Source organism: Bacillus sp. SCT118, assembly GCF_058566435.1.
Genome location: NZ_CP191225.1, coordinates 3,090,754 through 3,115,000, shown reverse-complemented (window position 1 = coordinate 3,115,000; position 24,247 = coordinate 3,090,754). Strand labels below are relative to the sequence as shown.

The 24,247-nt window shown below is 45.3% G+C and carries 24 protein-coding genes, 17 tRNA genes, 2 rRNA genes, 1 pseudogene and 1 riboswitch (1 of these 45 cut by a window edge); of the genes and pseudogenes, 37 read left to right on the top strand and 7 right to left on the bottom strand.

Annotated features, from left to right (window positions below; all coding sequences use genetic code 11):
• From ACQVGT_RS16045 to ACQVGT_RS15960, 18 genes are all read left to right on the top strand, one after another.
• A 23S ribosomal RNA gene (locus tag ACQVGT_RS16045) occupies window positions 1-1,615 on the top strand; it begins 1,313 nt to the left of the window's first position.
• Between the two features lie 111 nt (window positions 1,616-1,726).
• Window positions 1,727-1,842: ribosomal RNA gene (rrf, locus tag ACQVGT_RS16040) — 5S ribosomal RNA — on the top strand.
• Between the two features lie 9 nt (window positions 1,843-1,851).
• A tRNA-Asn gene (locus ACQVGT_RS16035) sits at window positions 1,852-1,926 on the top strand.
• Window positions 1,927-1,931: 5 nt separating this feature from the next.
• A tRNA-Ser gene (locus ACQVGT_RS16030) sits at window positions 1,932-2,023 on the top strand.
• Between the two features lie 34 nt (window positions 2,024-2,057).
• Window positions 2,058-2,129: transfer RNA gene (locus tag ACQVGT_RS16025), tRNA-Glu, on the top strand.
• A gap of 9 nt (window positions 2,130-2,138) precedes the next feature.
• A tRNA-Val gene (locus ACQVGT_RS16020) sits at window positions 2,139-2,214 on the top strand.
• Between the two features lie 9 nt (window positions 2,215-2,223).
• Window positions 2,224-2,300, top strand: a tRNA-Met gene (locus tag ACQVGT_RS16015).
• A gap of 11 nt (window positions 2,301-2,311) precedes the next feature.
• Window positions 2,312-2,388, top strand: a tRNA-Asp gene (locus ACQVGT_RS16010).
• Between the two features lie 12 nt (window positions 2,389-2,400).
• Window positions 2,401-2,476 (top strand) — tRNA-Phe (locus tag ACQVGT_RS16005).
• Between the two features lie 5 nt (window positions 2,477-2,481).
• Window positions 2,482-2,554 (top strand) — tRNA-Thr (locus ACQVGT_RS16000).
• Between the two features lie 23 nt (window positions 2,555-2,577).
• Window positions 2,578-2,662: transfer RNA gene (locus ACQVGT_RS15995), tRNA-Tyr, on the top strand.
• A gap of 5 nt (window positions 2,663-2,667) precedes the next feature.
• Window positions 2,668-2,741, top strand: a tRNA-Trp gene (locus ACQVGT_RS15990).
• 24 nt (window positions 2,742-2,765) lie between these two features.
• A tRNA-His gene (locus ACQVGT_RS15985) sits at window positions 2,766-2,841 on the top strand.
• Window positions 2,842-2,850: 9 nt separating this feature from the next.
• Window positions 2,851-2,922 (top strand) — tRNA-Gln (locus ACQVGT_RS15980).
• A gap of 49 nt (window positions 2,923-2,971) precedes the next feature.
• Window positions 2,972-3,046, top strand: a tRNA-Gly gene (locus ACQVGT_RS15975).
• 5 nt (window positions 3,047-3,051) lie between these two features.
• Window positions 3,052-3,122: transfer RNA gene (locus tag ACQVGT_RS15970), tRNA-Cys, on the top strand.
• A 7-nt stretch (window positions 3,123-3,129) separates the two neighbouring features.
• Window positions 3,130-3,218 (top strand) — tRNA-Leu (locus tag ACQVGT_RS15965).
• Window positions 3,219-3,483: 265 nt separating this feature from the next.
• Window positions 3,484-3,565: transfer RNA gene (locus tag ACQVGT_RS15960), tRNA-Leu, on the top strand.
• Window positions 3,566-3,611: 46 nt separating this feature from the next.
• Here the strand turns inward: ACQVGT_RS15960 and spo0M are convergent.
• Window positions 3,612-4,388, bottom strand: a complete 777-nt coding sequence (gene spo0M, locus ACQVGT_RS15955) for a sporulation control protein Spo0M (RefSeq protein ID WP_015383158.1) — start codon at window positions 4,386-4,388, stop codon at window positions 3,612-3,614.
• 141 nt (window positions 4,389-4,529) lie between these two features.
• Here spo0M and ACQVGT_RS15950 point away from each other — a divergent pair, with 141 nt between their 5' ends.
• Window positions 4,530-4,733, top strand: a complete 204-nt coding sequence (locus tag ACQVGT_RS15950; protein ID WP_014479229.1) for a hypothetical protein — start codon at window positions 4,530-4,532, stop codon at window positions 4,731-4,733.
• Window positions 4,734-4,817: 84 nt separating this feature from the next.
• Here ACQVGT_RS15950 and ACQVGT_RS15945 read toward each other — a convergent pair whose 3' ends face one another.
• Window positions 4,818-5,090 carry a spore coat protein gene (locus ACQVGT_RS15945; protein ID WP_015383160.1) on the bottom strand — a complete coding sequence of 91 codons (273 nt, stop codon included), beginning with the start codon at window positions 5,088-5,090 and terminating at the stop codon, window positions 4,818-4,820.
• Window positions 5,091-5,130: 40 nt separating this feature from the next.
• Between ACQVGT_RS15945 and ACQVGT_RS15940 the strand changes: the two genes are divergently transcribed.
• Together ACQVGT_RS15940 and thiC are read left to right on the top strand one after the other, a co-directional pair.
• On the top strand, window positions 5,131-5,823 hold the full coding sequence (locus ACQVGT_RS15940) for a Type 1 glutamine amidotransferase-like domain-containing protein (RefSeq protein WP_015482982.1): 693 nt from the start codon (window positions 5,131-5,133) through the stop codon (window positions 5,821-5,823).
• Window positions 5,824-5,891: 68 nt separating this feature from the next.
• A riboswitch (TPP riboswitch) is annotated at window positions 5,892-5,999 on the top strand.
• 132 nt (window positions 6,000-6,131) lie between these two features.
• The gene (gene thiC, locus ACQVGT_RS15935; protein ID WP_015482983.1) at window positions 6,132-7,904 is read left to right on the top strand and encodes a phosphomethylpyrimidine synthase ThiC; all 1,773 of its coding nucleotides are present in this window, start codon (window positions 6,132-6,134) and stop codon (window positions 7,902-7,904) included.
• Between the two features lie 39 nt (window positions 7,905-7,943).
• Here thiC and ACQVGT_RS15930 read toward each other — a convergent pair.
• A pseudogene (locus ACQVGT_RS15930) lies at window positions 7,944-8,132 on the bottom strand (BBE domain-containing protein); the annotation flags it as partial.
• A gap of 294 nt (window positions 8,133-8,426) precedes the next feature.
• Here ACQVGT_RS15930 and senS point away from each other — a divergent pair.
• Window positions 8,427-8,624, top strand: a complete 198-nt coding sequence (gene senS, locus ACQVGT_RS15925) for a transcriptional regulator SenS (protein WP_003245192.1) — start codon at window positions 8,427-8,429, stop codon at window positions 8,622-8,624.
• Window positions 8,625-8,650: 26 nt separating this feature from the next.
• On the opposite strand, the gene katA is transcribed toward senS, so the two are convergent.
• On the bottom strand, window positions 8,651-10,102 hold the full coding sequence (gene katA / locus ACQVGT_RS15920) for a catalase KatA (protein WP_014476225.1): 1,452 nt from the start codon (window positions 10,100-10,102) through the stop codon (window positions 8,651-8,653).
• A 407-nt stretch (window positions 10,103-10,509) separates the two neighbouring features.
• Here katA and ACQVGT_RS15915 point away from each other — a divergent pair, with 407 nt between their 5' ends.
• From ACQVGT_RS15915 to rpsN, 7 genes are all read left to right on the top strand, one after another.
• Complete coding sequence (locus ACQVGT_RS15915; RefSeq protein WP_015482984.1) at window positions 10,510-11,277, top strand: ABC transporter ATP-binding protein; 768 nt, start codon at window positions 10,510-10,512, stop codon at window positions 11,275-11,277.
• 17 nt (window positions 11,278-11,294) lie between these two features.
• Window positions 11,295-12,293, top strand: coding sequence for an aliphatic sulfonate ABC transporter substrate-binding protein (locus tag ACQVGT_RS15910; protein WP_015383166.1), 999 nt, complete (start codon window positions 11,295-11,297; stop codon window positions 12,291-12,293).
• Window positions 12,290-13,120 (top strand): ABC transporter permease, encoded by an 831-nt coding sequence (locus ACQVGT_RS15905; protein ID WP_080109032.1) that lies wholly within the window; start codon window positions 12,290-12,292, stop codon window positions 13,118-13,120. The genes ACQVGT_RS15910 and ACQVGT_RS15905 overlap by 4 nt, the downstream gene beginning before the upstream one ends.
• 22 nt (window positions 13,121-13,142) lie before the next feature.
• Entirely contained in the window at window positions 13,143-14,273 is a 1,131-nt protein-coding gene (gene ssuD / locus ACQVGT_RS15900) for an FMNH2-dependent alkanesulfonate monooxygenase (RefSeq protein WP_041520041.1), read from the top strand.
• Window positions 14,274-14,404: 131 nt separating this feature from the next.
• Window positions 14,405-14,683, top strand: a complete 279-nt coding sequence (locus ACQVGT_RS15895) for a YgaN family protein (RefSeq protein WP_491797731.1) — start codon at window positions 14,405-14,407, stop codon at window positions 14,681-14,683.
• Entirely contained in the window at window positions 14,608-14,910 is a 303-nt protein-coding gene (locus tag ACQVGT_RS15890) for a YgaN family protein (protein WP_491798135.1), read from the top strand. The genes ACQVGT_RS15895 and ACQVGT_RS15890 overlap by 76 nt, the downstream gene beginning before the upstream one ends.
• A gap of 112 nt (window positions 14,911-15,022) precedes the next feature.
• On the top strand, window positions 15,023-15,292 hold the full coding sequence (rpsN, locus tag ACQVGT_RS15885) for a 30S ribosomal protein S14 (RefSeq protein WP_015383171.1): 270 nt from the start codon (window positions 15,023-15,025) through the stop codon (window positions 15,290-15,292).
• 17 nt (window positions 15,293-15,309) lie between these two features.
• Here the strand turns inward: rpsN and ACQVGT_RS15880 are convergent, their stop codons facing one another.
• Together ACQVGT_RS15880 and ACQVGT_RS15875 are read right to left on the bottom strand one after the other, a co-directional pair.
• Window positions 15,310-15,783, bottom strand: a complete 474-nt coding sequence (locus ACQVGT_RS15880; RefSeq protein WP_014476230.1) for a membrane protein — start codon at window positions 15,781-15,783, stop codon at window positions 15,310-15,312.
• Between the two features lies 1 nt (window position 15,784).
• Window positions 15,785-15,985 carry a helix-turn-helix transcriptional regulator gene (locus tag ACQVGT_RS15875; RefSeq protein WP_009966860.1) on the bottom strand — a complete coding sequence of 67 codons (201 nt, stop codon included), beginning with the start codon at window positions 15,983-15,985 and terminating at the stop codon, window positions 15,785-15,787.
• A 193-nt stretch (window positions 15,986-16,178) separates the two neighbouring features.
• On the opposite strand from ACQVGT_RS15875, the gene ACQVGT_RS15870 reads away from it, so the two are divergent.
• Window positions 16,179-16,252 (top strand) — tRNA-Gly (locus ACQVGT_RS15870).
• A gap of 90 nt (window positions 16,253-16,342) precedes the next feature.
• On the opposite strand, the gene ACQVGT_RS15865 is transcribed toward ACQVGT_RS15870, so the two are convergent.
• Window positions 16,343-16,966, bottom strand: coding sequence for a B3/B4 domain-containing protein (locus ACQVGT_RS15865; protein WP_015383172.1), 624 nt, complete (start codon window positions 16,964-16,966; stop codon window positions 16,343-16,345).
• 82 nt (window positions 16,967-17,048) lie between these two features.
• Between ACQVGT_RS15865 and queG the strand changes: the two genes are divergently transcribed.
• The 7 genes from queG to prkA all read left to right on the top strand — a co-directional run bounded on the left by queG (window position 17,049) and on the right by prkA (window position 24,165).
• On the top strand, window positions 17,049-18,209 hold the full coding sequence (gene queG, locus ACQVGT_RS15860; protein ID WP_015482989.1) for a tRNA epoxyqueuosine(34) reductase QueG: 1,161 nt from the start codon (window positions 17,049-17,051) through the stop codon (window positions 18,207-18,209).
• A gap of 66 nt (window positions 18,210-18,275) precedes the next feature.
• Entirely contained in the window at window positions 18,276-19,211 is a 936-nt protein-coding gene (locus tag ACQVGT_RS15855; RefSeq protein WP_080030648.1) for an amidase domain-containing protein, read from the top strand.
• 37 nt (window positions 19,212-19,248) lie between these two features.
• Window positions 19,249-19,731, top strand: a complete 483-nt coding sequence (trmL, locus tag ACQVGT_RS15850) for a tRNA (uridine(34)/cytosine(34)/5-carboxymethylaminomethyluridine(34)-2'-O)-methyltransferase TrmL (RefSeq protein ID WP_003233442.1) — start codon at window positions 19,249-19,251, stop codon at window positions 19,729-19,731.
• Window positions 19,732-19,855: 124 nt separating this feature from the next.
• Window positions 19,856-20,497: a YhbD family protein gene (locus tag ACQVGT_RS15845; protein WP_015482991.1), complete on the top strand. Its 642-nt coding sequence runs from the start codon at window positions 19,856-19,858 to the stop codon at window positions 20,495-20,497.
• Entirely contained in the window at window positions 20,488-21,201 is a 714-nt protein-coding gene (locus tag ACQVGT_RS15840) for a bactofilin family protein (protein ID WP_015383176.1), read from the top strand. Before ACQVGT_RS15845 ends, ACQVGT_RS15840 begins: the two co-directional genes overlap by 10 nt.
• Window positions 21,202-21,212: 11 nt before the next feature.
• Window positions 21,213-21,920 (top strand): polymer-forming cytoskeletal protein, encoded by a 708-nt coding sequence (locus ACQVGT_RS15835; protein ID WP_015383177.1) that lies wholly within the window; start codon window positions 21,213-21,215, stop codon window positions 21,918-21,920.
• Window positions 21,921-22,269: 349 nt separating this feature from the next.
• Window positions 22,270-24,165, top strand: a complete 1,896-nt coding sequence (gene prkA, locus ACQVGT_RS15830; RefSeq protein ID WP_014476240.1) for a serine/threonine protein kinase PrkA — start codon at window positions 22,270-22,272, stop codon at window positions 24,163-24,165.
• Window positions 24,166-24,247: the final 82 nt, after the last annotated feature.

The following is a 24,247-nucleotide window of genomic DNA, read 5'->3' as shown; positions in this document are numbered from 1 at the left end:
AGAGGGGTGAGAATCCCCTCCACCGAATGCCTAAGGTTTCCTGAGGAAGGCTCGTCCGCTCAGGGTTAGTCGGGACCTAAGCCGAGGCCGAAAGGCGTAGGCGATGGACAACAGGTTGATATTCCTGTACCACCTCCTCACCATTTGAGCAATGGGGGGACGCAGGAGGATAGGGTAAGCGCGGTATTGGATATCCGCGTCCAAGCAGTTAGGCTGGGAAATAGGCAAATCCGTTTCCCATAAGGCTGAGCTGTGATGGCGAGCGAAATATAGTAGCGAAGTTCCTGATTCCACACTGCCAAGAAAAGCCTCTAGCGAGGTGAGAGGTGCCCGTACCGCAAACCGACACAGGTAGGCGAGGAGAGAATCCTAAGGTGATCGAGAGAACTCTCGTTAAGGAACTCGGCAAAATGACCCCGTAACTTCGGGAGAAGGGGTGCTCTGTTAGGGTGCAAGCCCGAGAGAGCCGCAGTGAATAGGCCCAGGCGACTGTTTAGCAAAAACACAGGTCTCTGCGAAGCCGTAAGGCGAAGTATAGGGGCTGACGCCTGCCCGGTGCTGGAAGGTTAAGAGGAGCGCTTAGCGTAAGCGAAGGTGCGAATTGAAGCCCCAGTAAACGGCGGCCGTAACTATAACGGTCCTAAGGTAGCGAAATTCCTTGTCGGGTAAGTTCCGACCCGCACGAAAGGCGCAACGATCTGGGCACTGTCTCAACGAGAGACTCGGTGAAATTATAGTACCTGTGAAGATGCAGGTTACCCGCGACAGGACGGAAAGACCCCGTGGAGCTTTACTGCAGCCTGATATTGAATGTTGGTACAGCTTGTACAGGATAGGTAGGAGCCTTGGAAACCGGAGCGCCAGCTTCGGTGGAGGCATCGGTGGGATACTACCCTGGCTGTATTGACCTTCTAACCCGCCGCCCTTATCGGGCGGGGAGACAGTGTCAGGTGGGCAGTTTGACTGGGGCGGTCGCCTCCTAAAAGGTAACGGAGGCGCCCAAAGGTTCCCTCAGAATGGTTGGAAATCATTCGCAGAGTGTAAAGGCACAAGGGAGCTTGACTGCGAGACCTACAAGTCGAGCAGGGACGAAAGTCGGGCTTAGTGATCCGGTGGTTCCGCATGGAAGGGCCATCGCTCAACGGATAAAAGCTACCCCGGGGATAACAGGCTTATCTCCCCCAAGAGTCCACATCGACGGGGAGGTTTGGCACCTCGATGTCGGCTCATCGCATCCTGGGGCTGTAGTCGGTCCCAAGGGTTGGGCTGTTCGCCCATTAAAGCGGTACGCGAGCTGGGTTCAGAACGTCGTGAGACAGTTCGGTCCCTATCCGTCGCGGGCGCAGGAAATTTGAGAGGAGCTGTCCTTAGTACGAGAGGACCGGGATGGACGCACCGCTGGTGTACCAGTTGTTCTGCCAAGGGCATCGCTGGGTAGCTATGTGCGGACGGGATAAGTGCTGAAAGCATCTAAGCATGAAGCCCCCCTCAAGATGAGATTTCCCATTCCGCAAGGAAGTAAGATCCCTGAAAGATGATCAGGTTGATAGGTCTGAGGTGGAAGTGTGGCGACACATGGAGCTGACAGATACTAATCGATCGAGGACTTAACCATATTTTTGAATGATGTCACACCTGTTATCTAGTTTTGAGAGAATAAGTTTTTTAAAAAAACACTTGATTTTCTCAAGAATACATAGTATAATGTTAAATGTCACTGAAAATGTCTGGTGATGATGGCGAAGAGGTCACACCCGTTCCCATACCGAACACGGAAGTTAAGCTCTTCAGCGCCGATGGTAGTCGGGGGTTTCCCCCTGTGAGAGTAGGACATCGCCAGGCAGACTTCATTCCGCAGTAGCTCAGTGGTAGAGCTATCGGCTGTTAACCGATCGGTCGTAGGTTCGAATCCTACCTGCGGAGCCATTATTGGAGAGCTGTCCGAGTGGTCGAAGGAGCACGATTGGAAATCGTGTAGGCGGTCAACTCCGTCTCAAGGGTTCGAATCCCTTGCTCTCCGCCACTGATACTTATACATAATTACAATTGAAAGTCTGGGCCCGTTGGTCAAGCGGTTAAGACACCGCCCTTTCACGGCGGTAACACGGGTTCGAATCCCGTACGGGTCATTATATGATGGAGGATTAGCTCAGCTGGGAGAGCATCTGCCTTACAAGCAGAGGGTCGGCGGTTCGAGCCCGTCATCCTCCACCATTATATCATCGCGGGGTGGAGCAGTTCGGTAGCTCGTCGGGCTCATAACCCGAAGGTCGCAGGTTCAAATCCTGCCCCCGCAACCAAATTTTAAAATGGTCCGGTAGTTCAGTTGGTTAGAATGCCTGCCTGTCACGCAGGAGGTCGCGGGTTCGAGTCCCGTCCGGACCGCCATTTAAATACTTAGGCTCGGTAGCTCAGTTGGTAGAGCAACGGACTGAAAATCCGTGTGTCGGCGGTTCGATTCCGTCCCGAGCCACCACCTATGCCGGTGTAGCTCAATTGGTAGAGCAACTGACTTGTAATCAGTAGGTTGGGGGTTCAAGTCCTCTTGCCGGCACTGTTTTTTTCAAAATTTAATGTGGAGGGGTAGCGAAGTGGCTAAACGCGGCGGACTGTAAATCCGCTCCCTCAGGGTTCGGCAGTTCGAATCTGCCCCCCTCCACCATTTATAGGGGCATAGTTTAACGGTAGAACAGAGGTCTCCAAAACCTCCGGTGTGGGTTCGATTCCTACTGCCCCTGCCAAATTTATGACATCTTGAGATTATGGCGGTTGTGGCGAAGTGGTTAACGCACCAGATTGTGGCTCTGGCACTCGTGGGTTCGATTCCCATCAATCGCCCCATATTATCATTGGGCTATAGCCAAGCGGTAAGGCAACGGACTTTGACTCCGTCATGCGTTGGTTCGAATCCAGCTAGCCCAGTCTCACTTTTTATATCAACTGCATATAATGTATTAAGTCCATTAAAAATGCGGAAGTAGTTCAGTGGTAGAACACCACCTTGCCAAGGTGGGGGTCGCGGGTTCGAATCCCGTCTTCCGCTCCAATTACGGCGGCATAGCCAAGTGGTAAGGCAGAGGTCTGCAAAACCTTTATCCCCGGTTCGAATCCGGGTGTCGCCTTCTTATTGCCGGGGTGGTGGAATTGGCAGACACACAGGACTTAAAATCCTGCGGTAGGTGACTACCGTGCCGGTTCAAGTCCGGCCCTCGGCACCAATTTTACTTACATGGTAAGTTGAATTGGTGTTTGTATTTTATCATTATAACTAATCATATTAATGATCTACATAAGTAGATCATTTTTTTAATGCTTTGATTTATCATAACAAGTTAAGTTCCGAGGCCTATTATAAAGCGGCTGTTTAGCTAGTCTTTCAACACTTTTATTTTATATTTCCAAAAAAACTTTTTTGAAATACGTTGACACTTTATGAGATCCATGATATATTTATATTCGTCGGTTAGATACGACGTAAAACTTGCCGGTGTGGCGGAATTGGCAGACGCGCACGACTCAAAATCGTGTTCCTTCTGGAGTGTCGGTTCGACCCCGACCACCGGTATACTGAAAAACCCGTTTCTTAACAGAAACGGGTTTTTATTTTTTATTTACTCAGCGTATTGGTCTAGGATCTCTTCTAGCACCTCTTCTAGCTCTTCTGTATCTTCAAGCTCTGATTGGCTGAAACGGACGCGTACAAGCTGTTCTCCGTCATTATACATCTCTTCCAGCCACCCTCGGAGTCCTCTAGCTCTGCGGTCGACTTCGAAAATGATTTCCAAACCGTCTTCGTCTAAAAGGAAAATGAGCTCTAATTCATCAAGCATCTGACGATAATATCCGGAAGTCGGAACGAATTCGAATTCTTGAACGAACGGAAGACGACGCTGGAAGTAGGGCGCTTGTTCGCAGTCTGCTTCGTTAAGACGGAAGCCCAGGTTTTCGATTGCTTCAAGCACATTTTCAATCCAAGGGTGCGCTTCAACGAAAATGCGGTCATGATCGGATTTATCGATACCGCCTTGAATGTCAAGGTCTGTCACCACGGCAACCTCTACTTTCCCTACAGTGATCGGCGTATCTAGAGGCAGAGTGAATGTGAACGGAAATTGATGCTCTTCACCAGGCTGAATGGTAAATGAACCAGTGACCCGGAAAGAATGAATTGTAGCGTATTTCCGGTGCTCTTCATCGTCTTTTACAATGACATACCGTGTGCTAAGCTGTAAATCGATATAACGGATGTCCTGAGCGATTTTTCCGCCTTTGACATGTACCGTTCCCCGTACTTCTTCTCCTGGAAAATATGCGTCTTTTTCTAAAATTGTATCTACTTTTGCAGCTCCAATTCCGGCACTTGCCGCAAGCTTTTTAAAAAATGACATGTTAGATCTTCCCCTTTTTCTTTTTTCTCAACAGATATACGTAAGAAGGAGGAAAAAAGATTCGTTTAATTCATACTTTTTTCCTATTATTCGTCTCGGCCTAGGGACAGACTAAGAATAATATTGAAAATAAAGGAGTGGATGGAAGTGAATAAAGAAAGTTTGGTTGCAGATGAATTACACAGAATGTTTTTGGCTGGTGAGCTGCAAATCACAGTAGAGGAAGATATAAACAATATTTCCGAAAGGCTGAGAAACGGCGATCTCAGTTTAGACCGATTAAGCGGTGAAGACGCGTTTATAAAAGAAACGGTAAACGAGGCTTTAAGAAGAGTGGAGCAATAAAAAAGAGACGGCATCTCATCTTTGAGATCCCGTCTCTTTTGGTGGTCTTTGCTGTAAGATAAAAGCGAATCGATTTGAAATTGCTCACCCGAGCCACCCCTTTTCTAACAGAAAATCTGACAGTTCATCTTGGAGATGAATGGCTGTATCTAATTGATCATGCAACGCTCTTCTGATGTGGGGATTTTCGGCTTCTGTTATTGCGACAGTGTATTTGTTAATGCTGGTTTTTATTGTTGTTAACAAATCAAGAATATCTTTGGGGCAAAGACTTTGTTCAATGGGAAACCACCTCCTTTGTTTTTTTAGCAGCTCCTGATAAGAAAGTATTTGGCTTTGTTTCTTGCTTCTATACAAAATGCTATAATAAGCAACAAATTTGTTGGGGGGTGTGATGATGAAGCAGATTATTGCGATGGGGGGCGGGGGTTTTTCGATGGAGCCGGATAATTTGTCCCTCGATCAATATATCCTCAATCAATCAAAACGAGAGCAGCCTCGTATTTGTTTTTTGCCGACGGCGAGCGGAGATTCCCAAAACTATATTCAGCGGTTTTATCATGCATTTCAAACACTGGATTGTGTGCCGTCTCATTTATCTTTGTTTAAGCCGCCATCAACAGATTTAGCTTCTTTTGTTATGGAAATGGACGTGATTTATGTTGGCGGGGGAAATACGCGGAATTTACTTGTGTTATGGAAAGAGTGGGGGCTGGACCATATTCTCAGGGAAGCATGGAAGAACGGTGTGGTCCTAGCTGGATTAAGTGCCGGTGCGATCTGCTGGTTTGAAGAAGGGGTGACAGATTCAGCCGGACCGCTGACAGGTTTGAAAAGTTTAGGTTTTTTGCAAGGGAGCTTTTGTCCCCATTATGACGGGGAAAAGGATCGGAGACCGGCATACCACCAGTTGATATCTAACAAGTTCTTATGCAGTGGCTATGCAGCGGATGATGGGGCTGCTCTCCATTTCATAAATGATCAGCTGTTTCAAACCGTGAGTTCAAGAGCGGGTGCAAAGGCATATCGGGTGATAATGGGGGAACATGAAGTATCTGAAATCCCGTTGCCGGTCAAATATTTGGGATGAATTAGCTGAATATTTTCTATATTCCTCTTTTTTTCAGATTGGTTTTATGTTAAGATGAGGGCGAAATCAATAGTTACTGGGGGTGCCCGCTTTCGGGCTGAGAGGGAAGGTAAGCTTCTTAACCCTTTGGACCTGATCTGGTTCGTACCAGCGTGGGGAAGTAGAGGAATAGTTTTTGTTATTGTCGTGCTGGGCAATAATATGTTTCTTTCTGACTGTAACCGGGTTCATTTATATGAATCCGGTTTTTTGTGCTGGTTATGGGCTTGATTTTGTCCTTTCAAACGTAGAGAGGGGAAGGAAAAGTAATGCAAAACAATTCAGTGCAGCAAGCCAACATTTCCATTATGTCAAGTTTTTCAGGTAGCAAGAAGGTATACGTGGAGGGTTCTTCTTCGGACATCCAAGTGCCGATGAGGGAGATCCTATTGAGTCCGACGACGGGATCGTTCGGCGAAGAGGAAAACGCGCCTGTGCGTGTCTATGATACAAGCGGACCGTATACGGACCCTGGAGTAACCATTAATATTCAAGAAGGATTAAAGCCGCTCCGCCAAAAATGGATCACAGAGCGCGGTGACGTGGAAGAGTATGAAGGTCGGGCTATAAAACCAGAAGATAACGGTTATAAAAAAGCAAATCCAAACGTAAGCTACCCAGGATTAAAGCGGAAACCGCTGAGGGCGAAGGCAGGTCAAAATGTTACTCAAATGCACTATGCAAAAAAGGGGATCATTACACCTGAGATGGAATTTATCGCCATTCGTGAGCATGTGTCTCCTGAATTCGTCAGAGACGAGGTAGCCAGCGGCCGGGCGATTATTCCTTCAAACATTAATCACCCTGAAAGTGAGCCAATGATTATCGGCCGGAATTTTCATGTGAAGATTAATGCAAATATCGGGAATTCAGCGGTTACGTCATCCATTGAAGAAGAAGTGGAAAAAATGACGTGGGCCATCCGCTGGGGAGCAGATACAATGATGGATCTCTCTACCGGAAAAGATATTCATACGACGCGTGAATGGATTATCCGCAATTGCCCCGTGCCTGTGGGAACTGTTCCGATTTATCAGGCGCTTGAAAAAGTAAACGGCGTAGCGGAGGATTTAACGTGGGAGATTTATCGTGATACGCTAATCGAGCAGGCAGAGCAGGGAGTGGATTATTTTACGATTCACGCGGGTGTTTTGCTTAGGTATGTACCGCTGACTGCCAAACGGACAACTGGTATTGTGTCACGCGGGGGAGCGATTATGGCGCAGTGGTGTCTGGCTCATCATCAAGAAAGCTTTTTATACACACATTTTGAAGAAATATGTGAGATTATGAAAACGTATGATATTGCTTTCTCTCTTGGGGATGGTTTGCGTCCCGGATCAATTGCTGATGCCAATGACGAAGCGCAGTTTGCTGAATTAGAGACGCTTGGAGAGCTGACGCAAATTGCCTGGAAGCATGATGTTCAGGTGATGATTGAGGGGCCTGGACATGTTCCGATGCATAAAATCAAAGAGAACGTCGATAAACAAATGGACATTTGTAAAGAAGCGCCTTTTTACACATTGGGGCCGCTGACAACGGATATTGCCCCGGGATATGACCATATTACTTCAGCGATCGGAGCGGCGATGATCGGTTGGTACGGGACAGCAATGCTTTGTTATGTAACGCCGAAGGAGCATTTAGGGCTGCCAAACCGTGATGATGTTCGTGAAGGAGTCATTACATATAAGATTGCTGCGCACGCTGCAGACCTTGCAAAAGGGCATCCTGGGGCGCAAATCCGGGATGATGCGTTATCGAAAGCCCGTTTTGAATTCCGTTGGCGGGATCAGTTTAATCTATCTCTTGATCCGGAGAGAGCGCTTGAATACCATGATGAAACCTTGCCTGCTGAAGGAGCAAAAACCGCTCACTTTTGTTCCATGTGCGGTCCGAAATTTTGCAGCATGAGAATTTCACAGGATATTCGGGATTATGCGAAGAAAAACGATCTCAGTGAAGCAGAAGCCATAAATAAAGGATTAAAAGAAAAAGCAAAAGAGTTTGTCGATACGGGAAGCAATTTATATCAATAAAAAAGATGAAGATGGAGAATGCTCCATCTTGATTTTTTTTTAGAAAAACAGAGAGCGTCGAAGCGGCGGAATACTCTGTTCAAAGCGGAAAACATTTTCTGTATCATATTTCGTTTTGACACGGCGGAGTCGTTCAACGTTTTCGCCGTAATATGTTCTTGGCCAGTTTCTGATTTCGATATCTGGCCAATTTACGTAGTCTCCCATCGTTTCTCTCGATAGTCCGGATCATCCCGTGTTACGATACGTCCGGTCAATTTTGTCTTTTCCACACTCCCACCTCTCTTTCTCTCGTATTCTAGTTTCTCTAGCTTATGCGTTAGGGGAAAAGAGTGTATAAGGAAAAAGCGGAGATGCAATCTGATACAGTGTCAACACTCTCAAAAAATAGTTGACAGGTCGGTATTGTATGAATTAACATGGTCAGTACAAATTTTTCAAATTTATCGCGCTGATCGGAACACCGAAGGCTCTTATCGTTTAGATAAGGGCCTTTTTTGTATGAAAAAGGAGGGATTATTGATGGGAGTCAAAAAAGAAAAGGGGAGAAAACGATTCAGGAAGCGAAAAACCTACGGGAATCAGATTTTGCCGCTTGAGCTGCTGATTGAAAAAAACAAACGAGAGATTATAAACAGCGCGGAGCTAATGGAAGAAATTTATATGAAGATTGATGAGAAGCATACGCAATGTGTAACTAAATATAAAAAAACCCGCTGATTACAGCGGGTTTTTGCATTTCTACATTAAGCATCTTTTTTAATCGGCAATCCAAGGCCTTCTGCCACGCGTTTTCCGTATTCAGGATCCGCTTTGTAGAAGTGCTCGATTTGGCGCAGCTTGATTTCTTCTTTTTCTACCGGCTTCATAGCATTAACGATATTTTCAACAAGGCGGGTACGTTCATCTTCACTCATTAAACGATACAGATCACCGGCTTGAGTGTAGTGATCGTTGTGATCGTAGCTTACGCTGTCAGCGATACCTTGTACCGGATATGCTGCTTGCTTATCCTCAGGTGACTCTTTTGGACCGCCGAAGCTGTTAGGCTCGTAATACACAGATCCGCCGCCGTTATCGTCAAAGCGCATTTGTCCATCACGCTGATAATTGTTTACTTTGTTGCGTGCGCGGTTGATTGGCAACGCTTGATGGTTTGCACCGACACGGTAGCGGTGTGCATCATGATAAGCAAACAGTCGGCCTTGAAGCATTTTATCCGGTGAAACATCAATACCGGGCACGAGTGTTCCAGGTGAAAATGTCGCTTGTTCTACCTCTGCAAAGTAGTTTTCCGGATTTCTGTCTAGAACCATGCGTCCGACCTCGATTAACGGATAGTCTTTCTGAGACCAAACTTTTGTGACATCAAACGGATCGAAACGGTACGTGTTTGCATCTTCTAAAGGCATGATTTGCACATATAGTTTCCATGCAGGATAATCACCGTTTTCGATTGCATTGAAAAGGTCTTCTGTATGGTAATCAGGGTTTTCACCGGCAATTTTTGCTGCCGTATTGACATCAAGGTTTTTCACGCCTTGTTCCGTTTTAAAGTGATATTTAATCCATACGCCTTCGCCTTCGGCATTTGTCCATTTGAATGTATGGCTTCCGAAGCCGTGCATGTGGCGAAGTGTTGCAGGAATTCCGCGGTCAGACATCAGGATTGTCACTTGGTGAAGTGACTCTGGTGAAAGTGACCAGAAATCCCATACAGCCGTAGGATTTTTCAGGTGTGTTTTTGGATCTCTTTTTTGTGTATGGATGAAATCAGGGAACTTAATCGCATCGCGGATAAAGAATACAGGCGTATTGTTGCCGACGATGTCGTAGTTTCCTTCTTCAGTATAAAATTTAACAGCAAATCCGCGCGGGTCGCGAACTGTGTCAGCAGAGCCAAGTTCACCGGCAACTGTTGAGAAACGGATGAACAACGGTGTGCGTTTGCCGACTTCAGAAAGGAAAGCGGCTTTCGTGTATTTTGTTACGTCGTTTGTCACTTCAAAATATCCGTGTGCGCCTGCTCCTTTGGCGTGAACAACACGTTCAGGAACACGTTCTCGGTTGAAATGGGCCAATTTTTCGAGTAAATGTACATCTTGAATTAAAGTTGGTCCGCGAGAACCGGCAGTCATTGAGTTTTGATTATCTCCAACCGGAGCGCCCCAGCTAGTTGTCAGTTTATTTGAACTCATGTTATCACCTCTTGGAATTTATAAGAACATAATATCATCTCTAATTAAAAAGTCAATATTATTTTATAATTATTATAAAATAGTTATCTCTATTAATCGATATCTAGTATCGAAAGTGTTGAAAAACCTTGTTGTAACAGCTTTTTATGACACTTAATAATTTTTGGAGAAATAATTTTTCCTTCTCTATTTGCGAAACAAGCAGAGTAAGTGATAAACAAGGATATCAAAAATCGTATTTAAAAAAGAGTTGACATATCGGAATAATTTGAATTAACATGTTATTCAAACAAAAAAACAATTGGGCAGCTGATCGGACCGCCGAAGGCTCTCATCTCTACAAGAACAGAGATGGGGGCCTTTTTGTTTTTTTTGAAGGCGGGGTTGGCAGAAAGAGAGGGATAAAAGTGGCTGTGACCATCAGCATCAAAGAAAAGGCATTTGTTCAAGAGGGCCGCAAAAACACGGTCTTAGAGAACATAGAATTATCAATCGCACCAGGCGAATTTCTAACGCTTATCGGACCGAGCGGGTGCGGAAAAAGCACCCTGTTAAAGATTATTGCAGGGCTTGATTCTGAATATGACGGGAGTGTTGAAATTAACGGCCGCAGCGTAACAGCTCCGGGTATTCAGCAAGGATTTATTTTTCAGGAACACCGCCTCTTTCCTTGGCTGACTGTTGAGCAGAATATTGCAGCCGACTTGAATTTGAAGGACCCAAAAGTCAAACAAAAGGTGGATGAACTGATCGAGATTGTCAGATTGAAAGGATCGGAAAAAGCATATCCGCGCGAGCTGTCAGGCGGCATGTCACAAAGAGTAGCCATCGCCCGGGCCCTTCTGCGGGAGCCTGAGGTGCTGCTTTTAGATGAACCGTTTGGTGCACTCGACGCTTTTACAAGAAAACACCTGCAGGACGTGCTGCTGGATATATGGAGGAGGAAAAAAACAACGATGATTCTCGTGACTCATGATATAGATGAATCTGTTTATTTAGGAAATGAGCTTGCGATCCTTAAGGCCAAACCTGGGAAAATCCATAAGCTGATGCCCATTCACCTGGCGTATCCGCGGAACCGGACGACTCCGGATTTCCAAGTGATCAGACAGAAAGTGCTGTCGGAATTCGAGAAAACAGAAGATTTGGAGTACGCAGAAGGATCAGGGATATAGAAAGGGCGGAAGCGGAAATGAAAAAAGGACTCATTGTATTGGTTGCCGTTATTTTTCTGCTCGCAGGCTGTGGAGCAAATGGAGCCAGCGGTGACCACAAACAATTGAAGGAAATTCGTATTGGTATTCAGCAAAGCTTAAGCCCGCTTTTGATCGCAAAGGAAAAAGGCTGGTTCGAAGATGCATTTGAAAAAGAAGGCATCAAAGTGAAATGGGTGGAGTTTCAAAGCGGTCCGCCCCAATTTGAAGGCCTTGCGGCAGACAAACTTGATTTTTCTCAAGTCGGTAATTCGCCTGTGATCGCTGGACAGGCGGCAGGCATTGACTTTAAAGAAATCGGTTTGTCTCAGGACGGCTTGAAAGCAAACGGCATCCTTGTCAATCAAAACAGCGGCATTCAAGACGTTAAGGACTTAAAGGGGACGAAAATTGCAGTCGCCAAAGGCAGCAGCGGGTTTGATTTTTTATATAAAGCGCTTGATCAAGTGGGGTTGTCAGCTAACGATGTGACAATTATTCAGCTTCAGCCTGATGAAGCAGCTTCCGCATTTGAAAACGGATCTGTTGATGCCTGGTCCATTTGGGAGCCGTACTTGTCCTTAGAAACAATAAAACACGGAGCAAAAATCCTTGTGAACGGAGAAAGCACAGATTTATATTCACCGGGTTTTACTTTAGTAAGAACAAAGTTTTCAGAAGAGCATCCAGACGAAGTGGTCCGTTTTCTGAAGGTGTTTAATAAAGCCGTTGTATGGCAAAAGGAACATCTGGATGAAGCAGCGGACTTATATTCTGACATTAAAGATCTCGATAAAAAGGTCGTCGAAAATGTGCTGAAAAATACTGAACCTCTGAATGAGGTCATCAGTGACGACATTGTGAAAGCGCAGCAGGAAACAGCAGATTTTCAATTTCGAACAAAGGCGATAGATAAGAAGATTGATGTGAAGGATGTTGTCGATAACACTTTTATCAAAAAAGCATTAAAGGAACATTCCTCAGGAGGTGATCAATGATGAAAGCAGAGGCTGCGGGCTCGCTGCCCAAAACGAATGCGGAAGCGGTGCGAAAAAAGCCCGGAAGGAAGAGATACGGCTGGATGAAGGGGCTTTTACTGCCCGCTGTCATCATTGCCATATGGCAGGTCATCGGCGGGCTGGGGGTTGTGTCCGCTACAGTGCTGCCTACACCTGTTACGATTGTTCTGACCTTTAAGGAGCTTATTTTGTCCGGCGAGCTGTTCGGCCATCTGCAAATCAGCATTTATCGGGCGGCGCTTGGTTTTTTGCTTGGCACGGGACTTGGATTGATGATCGGGATTTTGGTCGGGTTCTCCAAACGGACGGAGCTGTATCTTGATCCGTCGTTGCAAATGCTTAGAACCGTACCTCATCTGGCCGTCACGCCGCTGTTTATTTTATGGTTCGGATTTGACGAAGTATCTAAAATTTTGCTGATTGCGCTCGGTGCCTTCTTTCCTGTCTATATCAATACGTTTAATGGCATCCGCGGGGTTGACGCGAAGTTATTTGAAGTCGCCCGGGTGCTTGAATTTAAATGGCATCAGCAGATATCCAAAGTGATATTGCCGGCAGCCCTGCCCAATATATTGCTAGGCATTCGATTATCGCTCGGCATTGCATGGCTCGGGCTCGTTGTGGCAGAGCTGATGGGCTCAAGCTCGGGAGTCGGCTATATGATCATGGATGCGAGACAGTTTTCACAAACGAATAAAGTCTTTGCAGGGATTATCATTTTTGCAGTGGTTGGAAAGCTGACGGATTCCTTTGTCAGGCTGCTTGAACGAAAGCTGTTAAAGTGGAGAAACAGCTACGAAGGATAAAAGATATAAAGGGGAGATGAATATGGAAATTCTTTGGTTTATACCGACTCATGGAGACGCGAGATATTTAGGATCTGAAAGTGATGGACGGACTGCGGATCATCTTTACTTTAAACAAGTCGCGCAGGCGGCAGACAGGCTGGGATATACAGGAGTTCTTCTGCCAACGGGAAGATCGTGCGAGGACCCGTGGCTTACAGCGTCGGCACTGGCAGGAGAAACAAAGGACTTAAAGTTTTTAGTCGCGGTAAGACCTGGTTTAATGCAGCCTTCTTTAGCAGCCAGAATGACATCCACCCTAGACCGCATTTCAGACGGCCGGCTGCTGATCAACGTTGTGGCTGGGGGCGATCCGTATGAGCTGGCAGGCGATGGCCTGTTTATCAGCCATGATGAGCGCTACGAGGCAACAGACGAATTTTTAACCGTTTGGCGGAGACTTTTGCAGGGAGAAACGGTTTCCTATGAAGGAAAGCATATAAAAGTGGAAAACAGCAATCTGCTTTTCCCGCCGCAGCAAGAGCCGCATCCGCCCATCTATTTCGGTGGTTCGTCACAGGCTGGAATTGAAGCTGCCGCAAAGCATACAGACGTGTACTTGACATGGGGTGAGCCGCCTGAACAAGTAAAAGAAAAGATAGAGAGAGTCAAAAAGCAAGCGGAAAAAGAAGGGAGGTCCGTTCGATTTGGCATTAGGCTGCATGTCATTGCTCGTGAAACTGAACAAGAGGCATGGGAAGCGGCAGAGCGCTTGATCAGCCACTTGGATGATGACACCATTGCCAAAGCGCAGGCAGCTTTGAGCCGTTACGACTCTTCAGGCCAGCAGCGGATGGCCGTCCTTCATCAAGGCGATCGGACGAAGCTTGAAATCAGCCCGAATCTGTGGGCGGGGATCGGCCTGGTCAGAGGAGGGGCAGGAACAGCTCTTGTCGGTGATCCGCAGACGATTGCCGACCGGATAGCGGAGTACCAGGCACTCGGCATAGAATCGTTTATATTCTCAGGCTATCCGCATTTAGAAGAAGCGTATTATTTTGCAGAGCTTGTATTTCCGCTTTTGCCGTTTGAAAATGATCGGACGAGAAAGCATCAGAACAAAAGGGGAGAAGCGGTAGGAAACACTTATTTTGTCAAAGAGAAAAATGTATGAGTTTAACTAAAATACAGCCCCCGAACATGGTATGATATTCAAAAAAAGGGGCTTTTTTTCTGAAAACATTGAGAAGCGCGGCAGTCATTTGTCTCATAGCTATGCTGTCAGCATGCGGACATTCAAAACAGATGGAAATCAAAGCGGCGGACATATCAGATCTTGAAAAAAACAGAATGGATGTCGCAGCTTCACAGGCATTCACTGCCGAAGCCGTCAATATCGGTGAAGGTATTTCTTCAGCTGACATGTACATCGAACATTATCAAAAGGGAAGCTTGTTGAGAGGTTTGGACCGGTTCGTGCAGATTATTCAGAGGAAAAAACCGATACCATACAATTTGTTTATTTTGAGAATGAAGAGGGGGAAGGAAAGAATAAACATACCACCATTCATTTTGGCATTGTAGATAAACAGGGAAATATAGCGGCTGATTCATCGGTGAAACGCGACGATAGCACAACACAGGAAATGACTCAGAATATTTCATCGCCGGAACCAATTACTTTCGAGAAGCCTGCTTTGATCGGCAGCAGTATTAGAGGGACTGACGAGACAATGCACACCTCTGAACATAAAAAAGAGCTCATTAAGCATCAAGATGCGTTACTGTATTATGTGGAATTGCATCATTAGAATGGGCGGCTTCAGGCCGTCTGTTTTACAAAGCGGTATGCTTGCTTTTTTGAATGGTGCATGATACATTTTAAATCGTAACAATTTCGATTTAAAAGGGAGGCTATGTGACTTGGCTAAAAAATCAAAAGTGGCAAAAGAGTTAAAACGCCAACAGCTTGTTGAGCAATACGCTGGTATTAGAAGCGAGTTGAAGGAAAAAGGAGATTACGAGGCACTCAGCAAGCTGCCAAGAGATTCAGCACCGGGAAGGCTTCACAACCGCTGCATGGTAACGGGGCGCCCGAGAGCATATATGAGGAAGTTTAAAATGTCCAGAATCGCTTTCAGGGAGCTGGCCCATAAAGGCCAGATTCCCGGTGTGAAAAAAGCAAGCTGGTAAGAAAAAACTCCGGCCGATTACAGCGCGCCGGAGTTTTTTTCGTTTTTCTTGAAAGAGATGACGTAGGATAGGTGCTGGATGATCATGATGATAAACACAATAATAATAGGGAAAAACGGAATACGTGATTGAAATAGCGGATAAAAAATGAGAAGAACCGCTGCGGCAGGCAGCGAGAAGTAGACAGCGATATATGACGCGCGACATGCTTTTGCCGTCATCATCTGCTCTCTTTCATCCTGCTCTTCAAACTCATCAGGCAGAAGAAGCTGCTTTCTGGCAGGGCGGCTTTTTTTCTGTAAGTACAAATAAACCGCAGACGCCGCAACAAACAGAATAAAGGGGGTGAGGTTTAATTCAAATACCATCCCGCCGCTCTTTGTGCCGAAAAAAGATGCTATGCCTTCTGAGGCTTCAAAGTATGAAATCAGCGTCCAGCATGCAAGGCCAAATAACACAAGGTGAAAAGCTGCTTTTGTTTTCATGCTCATCTTAGTTTTCCTCCTCTAACCAAAAGACATCCTCCATTTTCATGGAGAAGGCTTTGCAGATTTTCAGTGCTAACAGCAGTGAGGGAACATAATCGCCTTTTTCGATAGCAGCCACAGTCTGTCTTGTGACGCCGACTGTTTCTCCTAGTTTTTCCTGAGAATAGCCGAAGCGTGCCCTCAGCTCTTTTACTTTATTTTTCATCATGACGTCTGTCCCCTTCACAATCTCGATTGATTATATTGTATAGTATACTTAACATTATGTAAATGGAACTTAACAACTTTACAAAAAGACAACTTTTTTTCGACAAAATTTTTATATTCCCTTGACGAAAAATAAATAAACATGTAATATAAAAAAAGTCAGAGCGGTACTGTTACTGACAACCACAAATGCGGGTGTAGTTTAGTGGTAAAACCTCAGCCTTCCAAGCTGATGTCGTGAGTTCGATTCTCATCACCCGCTCCATACATACGTTATTAACGCAGTGTTTCGTTTCTCAGATAAACGAAGTATTGCGTTTTTTTATGTAAAAAAGAACACGGTATTCGTGTTCTTTTACGTAAGCCAATGTACTGTATGGGTGCCGCCGTGAATTTGTTCAAACATTTTCGTTAATGATGATAAGAGGTTAACAGCGCTGCTTTTCTCAATGGATGGCGGGAAAAAAATGATTTGCAGCATATTCTTAGTCTCGTTTGAAACGGGATAGTGGTTGACGTTGTTTTTGAAATCGCCAAATACGCCGTTTTCATCAGAGAAAATCAATATGTTTTCTTTTTCGCCCAATGAGATCCGGACTTGCTCGTGAAGCTTGCCGGCATCATAAATCATAATGGGCAGAGAATATTTTAATGCGAAAAAATTGATTGTGTCATGGGCCGAGTCTTTACTTTCCATGAATTGTTCCTTGGATATCGGGACCAGCATGTCCTCCATTGGGGTTGTTTCTCCCTCAAATGAAGGGTTAAGCTGTTTAAAGAGTTCCTGCCATTCCTTGACGAAGGATTCATCGGATATACCGCAGTCCGCATAGTCGAAAAACAAGGATTCTTGAAACAGGCGGAGTCTGCCTTTCAGCATTTGCGGTGAGGAGCCGACTTCGATATTCTCATAAATGACAGCCGCTGCTCGTAAGCCGGCCGCACGTTCAGTAATAACAGAATCAAGTTTGATATTCACTAGCATTCACTCCAGTTACGTGATATCAACCTATTATAAACGCTGTATCGTTTTATCACAAAGAAAGGAGGCTGTGCAAAACATGAACGTTTATCAGCTCAAAGAAGAATTAATTGAATACGCGAAAAGCATTGGCGTGGACAAGATTGGTTTTACGACTGCTGATACTTTTGACAGTTTAAAAGACCGTTTGATTCTTCAAGAATCGCTCGGCTATCTCTCCGGCTTTGAAGAGCCGGATATCGAAAAAAGGGTGACGCCAAAGCTTCTTTTGCCGAAAGCGAAATCAATAGTGGCAATTGCTCTCGCATATCCTTCCAGAATGAAGGATGCGCCGAGAAGCACGAGAACTGAGCGCAGGGGCATTTTTTGCAGAGCCTCCTGGGGGAAAGACTATCATGATGTGCTGAGGGAAAAGCTTGATCTGCTGGAGGATTTTCTAAAAAGCAAGCATGAGGATATCAGAACGAAGTCAATGGTTGATACAGGTGAATTGTCTGATCGCGCCGTTGCGGAACGTGCCGGAATCGGATTCAGTGCGAAAAACTGTATGATCACAACGCCCGAGTATGGCTCTTATGTGTATTTGGCGGAAATGATCACAAATATCCCTTTTGAGCCTGATGTGCCGATTGAAGATATGTGCGGGTCCTGCACGAAATGCTTGGACGCCTGTCCGACGGGAGCACTGGTTAATCCCGGACAGCTTAATGCGCAGCGCTGCATCTCTTTTCTGACCCAGACAAAAGGATTTTTGCCTGATGAATTCCGGACAAAAATCGGAAACCGCCTGTACGGGTGCGATACGTGCCAAACGGTATGCCCTCTCAATAAAGGGAAGGATTTTCAACTTCATCCGGAAATGGAGCCTGATCCTGAGATTGCCAAACCGTTATTGAAGCCGCTTTTGACCATCAGCAATCGGGAATTTAAGGAGAAATTCGGGCATGTCTCAGGTTCTTGGCGCGGGAAAAAACCGATTCAGCGAAACGCCATTCTCGCGCTTGCGCATTTTAAGGATGCTTCCGCACTGCCTGAATTGGCGGAATTGATGCACAAGGATCCGCGTCCTGTCATCAGGGGGACAGCCGCATGGGCAATCGGGAAAATCGGAGACCCCGCATACGCGGAAGAGCTTGAAAAAGCGCTGGAAAAAGAGAAGGATGAAGAGGCAAAGCTGGAAATTGAAAAAGGAATTGAGTTGCTAAAAGCTTCAGGCATGACTAAACAAGGCCTGTCCTGACATACGTATAGAGCAGAAGGAAAAAACACTTGAGATCATCCAAGTGTTTTTTCTCTATAAAAAAGTATGGCGGGTGGGGTGAGCTTGAAGCACATTTTAGAACAATTAGCGGAGGAGCGGCTGGGCTTTCTGGTTAACGGGCATGCTATGAGACAGGAGTCTCAAGTCGGAGACCTTAAAGTCATGGAGCGTAAGAAAAAGCTTCTGGAAAAACGTAAAGTTGACATCATAAAAGCGAAAGCAAAGGCCGTGATTAATCATGTGCGGGTTGAGGATGACGGAACGACCTGCCTTTCGTATACCATCCATTACGAATACGTGTGTAAGGAACAAGATGACAGCTTGTATATAGAAGAGCACATAGAGGAGCGAATGGCTTTCCTGTATGATCACATTTTGATTAGTGATCAGGAAATTGCGAAAAAGCAGGCTGGATTTCATGAAGGGACCAGTATTATTGACTATTCTGAAGCTGAAGAGGAAAGAGAAGCGTTTGGCAGGGCTTTTCAATACGATCGTCTCGGCGCTGTCCAATATGCCGAGAAATTTTGGAACAAGCGCAATCCTGCTTATAAAAATTTCAGCGATAACTGTACCAATTTTATTTCTCAGTGTCTTCATGCAGGAGGCGCGCCGATGCGCGGTCATCCGAACAGGGGATCAGGCTGGTGGATGAAACAAAGCTCATGGAGCTACAGCTGGACGGTGGCTCACTCTATGAAAATGTATTTGTCGAATTCAAAGGCCGGACTGCGTGCGGTGCGGGTGAAATCAGCGGAAGAACTGATGCCGGGCGATGTGATTTGCTATGACTTCGAAGGAGACGGCCGGTTTAATCATACAACGATTGTCGTGGCAAAGGACAAAGGCAATATGCCGCTTGTCAACGCCCAGACCTATGACAGCCGGATGAGGTATTGGTCATATGAGGATTCTACGGCATACACACCCTCAATACGATATGCCTTTTTTCATATCGTTGATGATACGACAAAAGAGTAATTAATGTTATAATGATGGGCGGATAAGAAAAACAGAGGTGAACATTGTGGCATTACATGTCGTTTTATATCAACCAGAAATTCCCGCTAACACAGGGAATATTGCACGTACTTGTGCAGCAACCAATACAACGCTACACCTGATTCGTCCGCTCGGCTTTTCAACGGATGATAAAATGCTGAAGCGTGCCGGACTCGATTATTGGGAGTTTGTTAACGTTGTGTATCATGATTCGTTAGAAGAATTGTTTGAGGCATATGAAAAAGGCCAGTTTTTCTTTATTACAAAATTTGGCCAGCAGCCTCATACATCATTTGATTACACTGATCTTGACGAGGATTATTTCTTCGTGTTCGGAAGAGAAACAAGCGGTTTGCCAAAGGATTTAATTCAAAATAATATGGACCGCTGCCTGCGTCTTCCGATGACAGAGCACGTCAGATCGTTAAATCTGTCCAATACAGCCGCGATTCTTGTTTATGAAGCGCTGCGCCAGCAAAATTACCGTGATTTAAAATAGTGAAAAAACCCGCTCATCGATGATGGGCGGGTTTTTTGCAGATGTTGAAATGCTTTGTTTCGTTTTTGGGCTTAACAACGTAACAGTGTTATGTTACAATGTACCCATCAAAGGAGCTGGACTTATGGAAGAACAATTAATCTCTAAAAAAGAATTACTTGAAAGAACATCGATTTCATACGGTCAGCTGTATCGATGGAAGCGGAAAAACTTAATACCTGAGGAATGGTTTATTCGTAAATCCACATTTACAGGGCAAGAGACGTTTTTTCCGAGAGAGGAGATTTTAAAACGTATATCAATGATTCAAAAGATGAAAGAAAATTTGTCTTTGGATGAAATGAGGGAAATGCTGTCGCCGAAAATGAAGGATGTCAGCATGACCGCTGATGAATTGCTTCATAAGGGTTTGGTTTCAAGGCCTGCTCTTGAAGCCTATTCAGAAGACGGAGAAAGTCGGGTTTTTTCATCCAGCGATTTGCTTTCGCTGTATGTGCTTGAGGGACTGCTGCAGTCTGGAAATGTCAGCCTTGCAGAAGCAAAAATGGCTGCAGAGGTATTAAAGAAGCATGATACTGAAGAGATTGAAAAACAGACGGAGCTGATTGTGCTCCGCAAGCTCGGTGTCACAACTTGTTTTATAGCGGCTGCGGCGGACAGCATTTTGTTTGAATCATCCGTAAAGGTTGTGGAACGGATAGATTTATTAAAAGCTTCAGAGGAATTAAAAACAACATTTATGCAGGAGGGCCATCAATGGATGTAGTGGAAAAGCTGGTGATAAACGGATCAGGAAGTTCAAAGGGAGGAACATTTCAATCTGTTGAGATTAATGGCAGCGGGACAGTGGCCGGGGACGTGGAGTGTGACACTTTTTCTTTTAATGGAAACGGAAAAGCGGACGGCAGCGTCAAAGCGAAAGCGGTAACCATCAGCGGTTCAGGAAAGATACATGGAGACGTTGAAGCAGAATCTATCCGGATGAATGGCACTGGTTTTATTCAAGGAGAGGTATCTGCAAAACAATTGAAAATCGCTGGATCATCAACATTTGGCGGCACTGTCAAGGCTGATGCCATTGACATTAGCGGAAAAGCTGTCATGGAAGCAGATTGTGAAACAGAAACCTTTCAATCAGAAGGGAAATGCAAAATCAGCGGGCTTTTAAATGCAGACCAGGTGATCATTAAGCTTTCTGCAGGGGAAAGCTATGCGCGGGAGATCGGCTGCCGCCATCTTCAAGTGACCTGCAGAAAAGGAATGCTGACATTGCTCAGATTGATGCCGCAGCCTGTTCTAACAGCAGAGCTGATCGAAGGTGACGTGATTGAATTGACAAATACAAAGGCGAAAACCGTGCGCGGAAATAAAGTGGTTATCGGCCCGGATTGCCAGATTGAAACTGTCGAATACAGCGGGGACTATACCTGTGACCCAAGCGCATCGGTTGAAACATCTACAAAGTTGTAAGGAGGATCGTAATGGAGACAACAAAACTGGGAAATTTAAAATTATATGGCGCTGGGCATGCCGCAGGAGGCGCGTATCACAATGTCAGCATCAAAGGAGAAGGTGTAGTTGGAGAAGGGCTGTCTGCTGTAGGCTGCCGCATATACGGAACGGGCCTTTTTCTCGGAAAAGCAGAGACTGAGCGGCTGCGTGTGCTCGGAGAAAGTGAATGTAAAGGCGATCTGACAGCCGGCAAAATCAATATATATGGGACAATGAAAGTCAGCGGCTCACTTCAATTTGATCGATTCAATCTGAAAGGCCAGACTGAAATTGGCGGGAATATGACTGGAGAATCCTGCGATGTGAAAGGGAAGCTTAGCGTAAAAGGTGATTGTGAAACAGAAATGTTCCATGTCACAGGCTGTGTTGATGTATCGGGGTTATTAAATTCGGGTGAGATCAAGCTGGGATTGAGCCATGATATAAGCCATGTGCAGGAAATCGGCGGAACAACAATTACAGTGAAAAGACGCGCGAGTTTTTTTAACCGGAAGAAAGGGAAGCTGATCGCCGATGTCATAGAAGGCGATCGGGTTTATTTGGAGAATACCGAAGCGGCAGTCGTCAGGGGAAAAGAAGTGATCATCGGGCCAGGATGCAGCATCGGAACAATTGAGTACGAAAACAAATATGAATGCAATCCGCATTCACAGATTAAAGAAAAAACAAAACTATAAAACATTGTTCTGTTATATAAAAAGGGTGCTCTTTCAGGAGCACCCTTTTTTATTCTTTTCCAGGCTTGCTTTCGTATCCTGCGGTAAAAATTGATACTAAAAAAGTGACAATGACACCCATCATGATGATTGTTTTCACCGTCTCTCCCCCTCTTCAATTTTTCCGTGCTGTCCGAGTCTGGATGATTCTGTATTTTTCTTTATTATGAACGGTCGAAGTCTGCCTTGTCAACGATGTATAAGTATCTTTATTTTTAAGAAACCAAAGCATGTATCACGAGATGGCGGCATAGATTGTAACAAAGTACCTTATTTGCATAGTGTATCAAACATGATAGAGGAGGTCCTTATGGATATATTAAAGAAAATTGAACAGTACAGAGAGGAAGAGCAGCGGCTGAAATGGGAAGGAACTTTCGCCGATTATTTGGAGATTATTAAAGAAAATCCGATGGTCGCGCAATCTGCTCATTCTCGAGTTTTTAATATGATAAAAGACAGCGGGATAGAGGAGATTGACGGACGCAAGAAGTACAGTTTTTTTGACCGCGAGCTGTTCGGGCTTGAAGAATCTCTGGAGCGTCTTGTGGAAGAGTATTTTCATCCGGCTGCCAAACGTCTAGATGTCAGAAAGCGGATTCTATTGCTGATGGGGCCTGTGAGCGGCGGTAAATCCACGCTGGTCACGATGCTCAAAAAAGGTCTCGAAGCGTACACGCTGACAGATAATGGCGCTGTATATGCGATTAAAGGCTGCCCGATGCACGAGGACCCTCTACATTTAATCCCCCATCATTTACGCGATGACTTTTACAGGGAATACGGCATTAGAATAGAAGGAAGTCTTTCTCCTTTAAATGTCATGAGGCTGGAGGAAGAGTACGGAGGAAGAATTGAGGATGTGAAGGTGGAGCGCATCTTCTTTTCAGAAGATAAGCGTACGGGAATTGGAACATTCAGTCCCTCTGATCCGAAGTCTCAGGATATTGCCGATTTGACGGGGAGTATTGATTTCTCAACAATCGCCGAGTACGGTTCAGAATCGGATCCGCGCGCTTACCGGTTTGACGGAGAGCTGAATAAAGCGAACCGCGGGATGATGGAGTTTCAGGAGATGCTGAAATGTGATGAGAAATTTCTCTGGCATTTGCTTTCCTTGACACAGGAAGGGAATTTTAAAGCTGGGCGGTTTGCGTTAATTTCTGCTGATGAGCTGATCGTGGCTCACACGAATGAAACGGAGTATCGCTCATTTATTGCTAATAAGAAGAATGAAGCCCTGCACTCAAGAATCATCGTGATGCCGGTTCCTTATAATTTAAAAGTGTCTGAGGAAGAGAGAATTTATGAAAAAATGATCGCTGAGAGCGATGTGGCGGATGTTCATATTGCCCCGCATACGTTGAAGGTCGCCGCGATGTTCTCAATCCTTACCCGGTTAAAAGAGCCGAAGCGGTCGGATATTGATCTGGTCAAGAAAATGAGACTGTATGATGGAGAAAGTGTGGAAGGATATAATTCTGTCGACGTTGAGGATATGAAAAAAGAATATAATGATGAAGGCATGAGCGGCATTGATCCGCGGTACGTGATCAACCGGATTTCTTCAACGATTATCAGAAAAAATATGGAATCGATTAATTCTCTCGATGTCCTTCGCTCCTTAAAAGAAGGTCTTGATCAGCACCCATCAATTTCAAGCGAGGACAGGGAGCGGTATTTGAATTTTATTTCTGCCGCCCGCAAGGAATATGACGACATTGCGAAAAAGGAAGTTCAAAAAGCGTTTGTGTATTCGTATGAAGAATCAGCAAAAACACTTATGGACAATTACCTCGATAACGTAGAGGCCTATTGCAATAAAAACAAGCTTCGTGATCCTTTGACTGGAGAGGAAATGAACCCTGACGAAAAGCTGATGAGATCCATCGAAGAGCAGATCGGCATTTCGGAAAACGCCAAAAAAGCGTTCCGCGAAGAAATTTTAATCCGCATCTCGGCCTATGCGAGAAAAGGCAAGCGGTTTGATTACAATTCCCATGAAAGACTGCGTGAAGCTATCCAGAAAAAGCTGTTTGCTGATCTGAAGGATGTCGTTAAAATTACGACTTCAACAAAAACGCCGGATGAGCAGCAGCTGAAAAAGGTAAACGAAGTCGTGGCCCGTTTAATTGATGAGCACGGCTACAACTCGACGAGCGCCAATGAGCTGCTGAAATATGTCGGCAGCCTGCTGAACCGATAAGCAACGTGACCCGTCCGAATAGGGCGGGTTATTTTGTCCCATTTTCTAAATAGTTTGTCAATTAAATGTGCTTTTATGCATA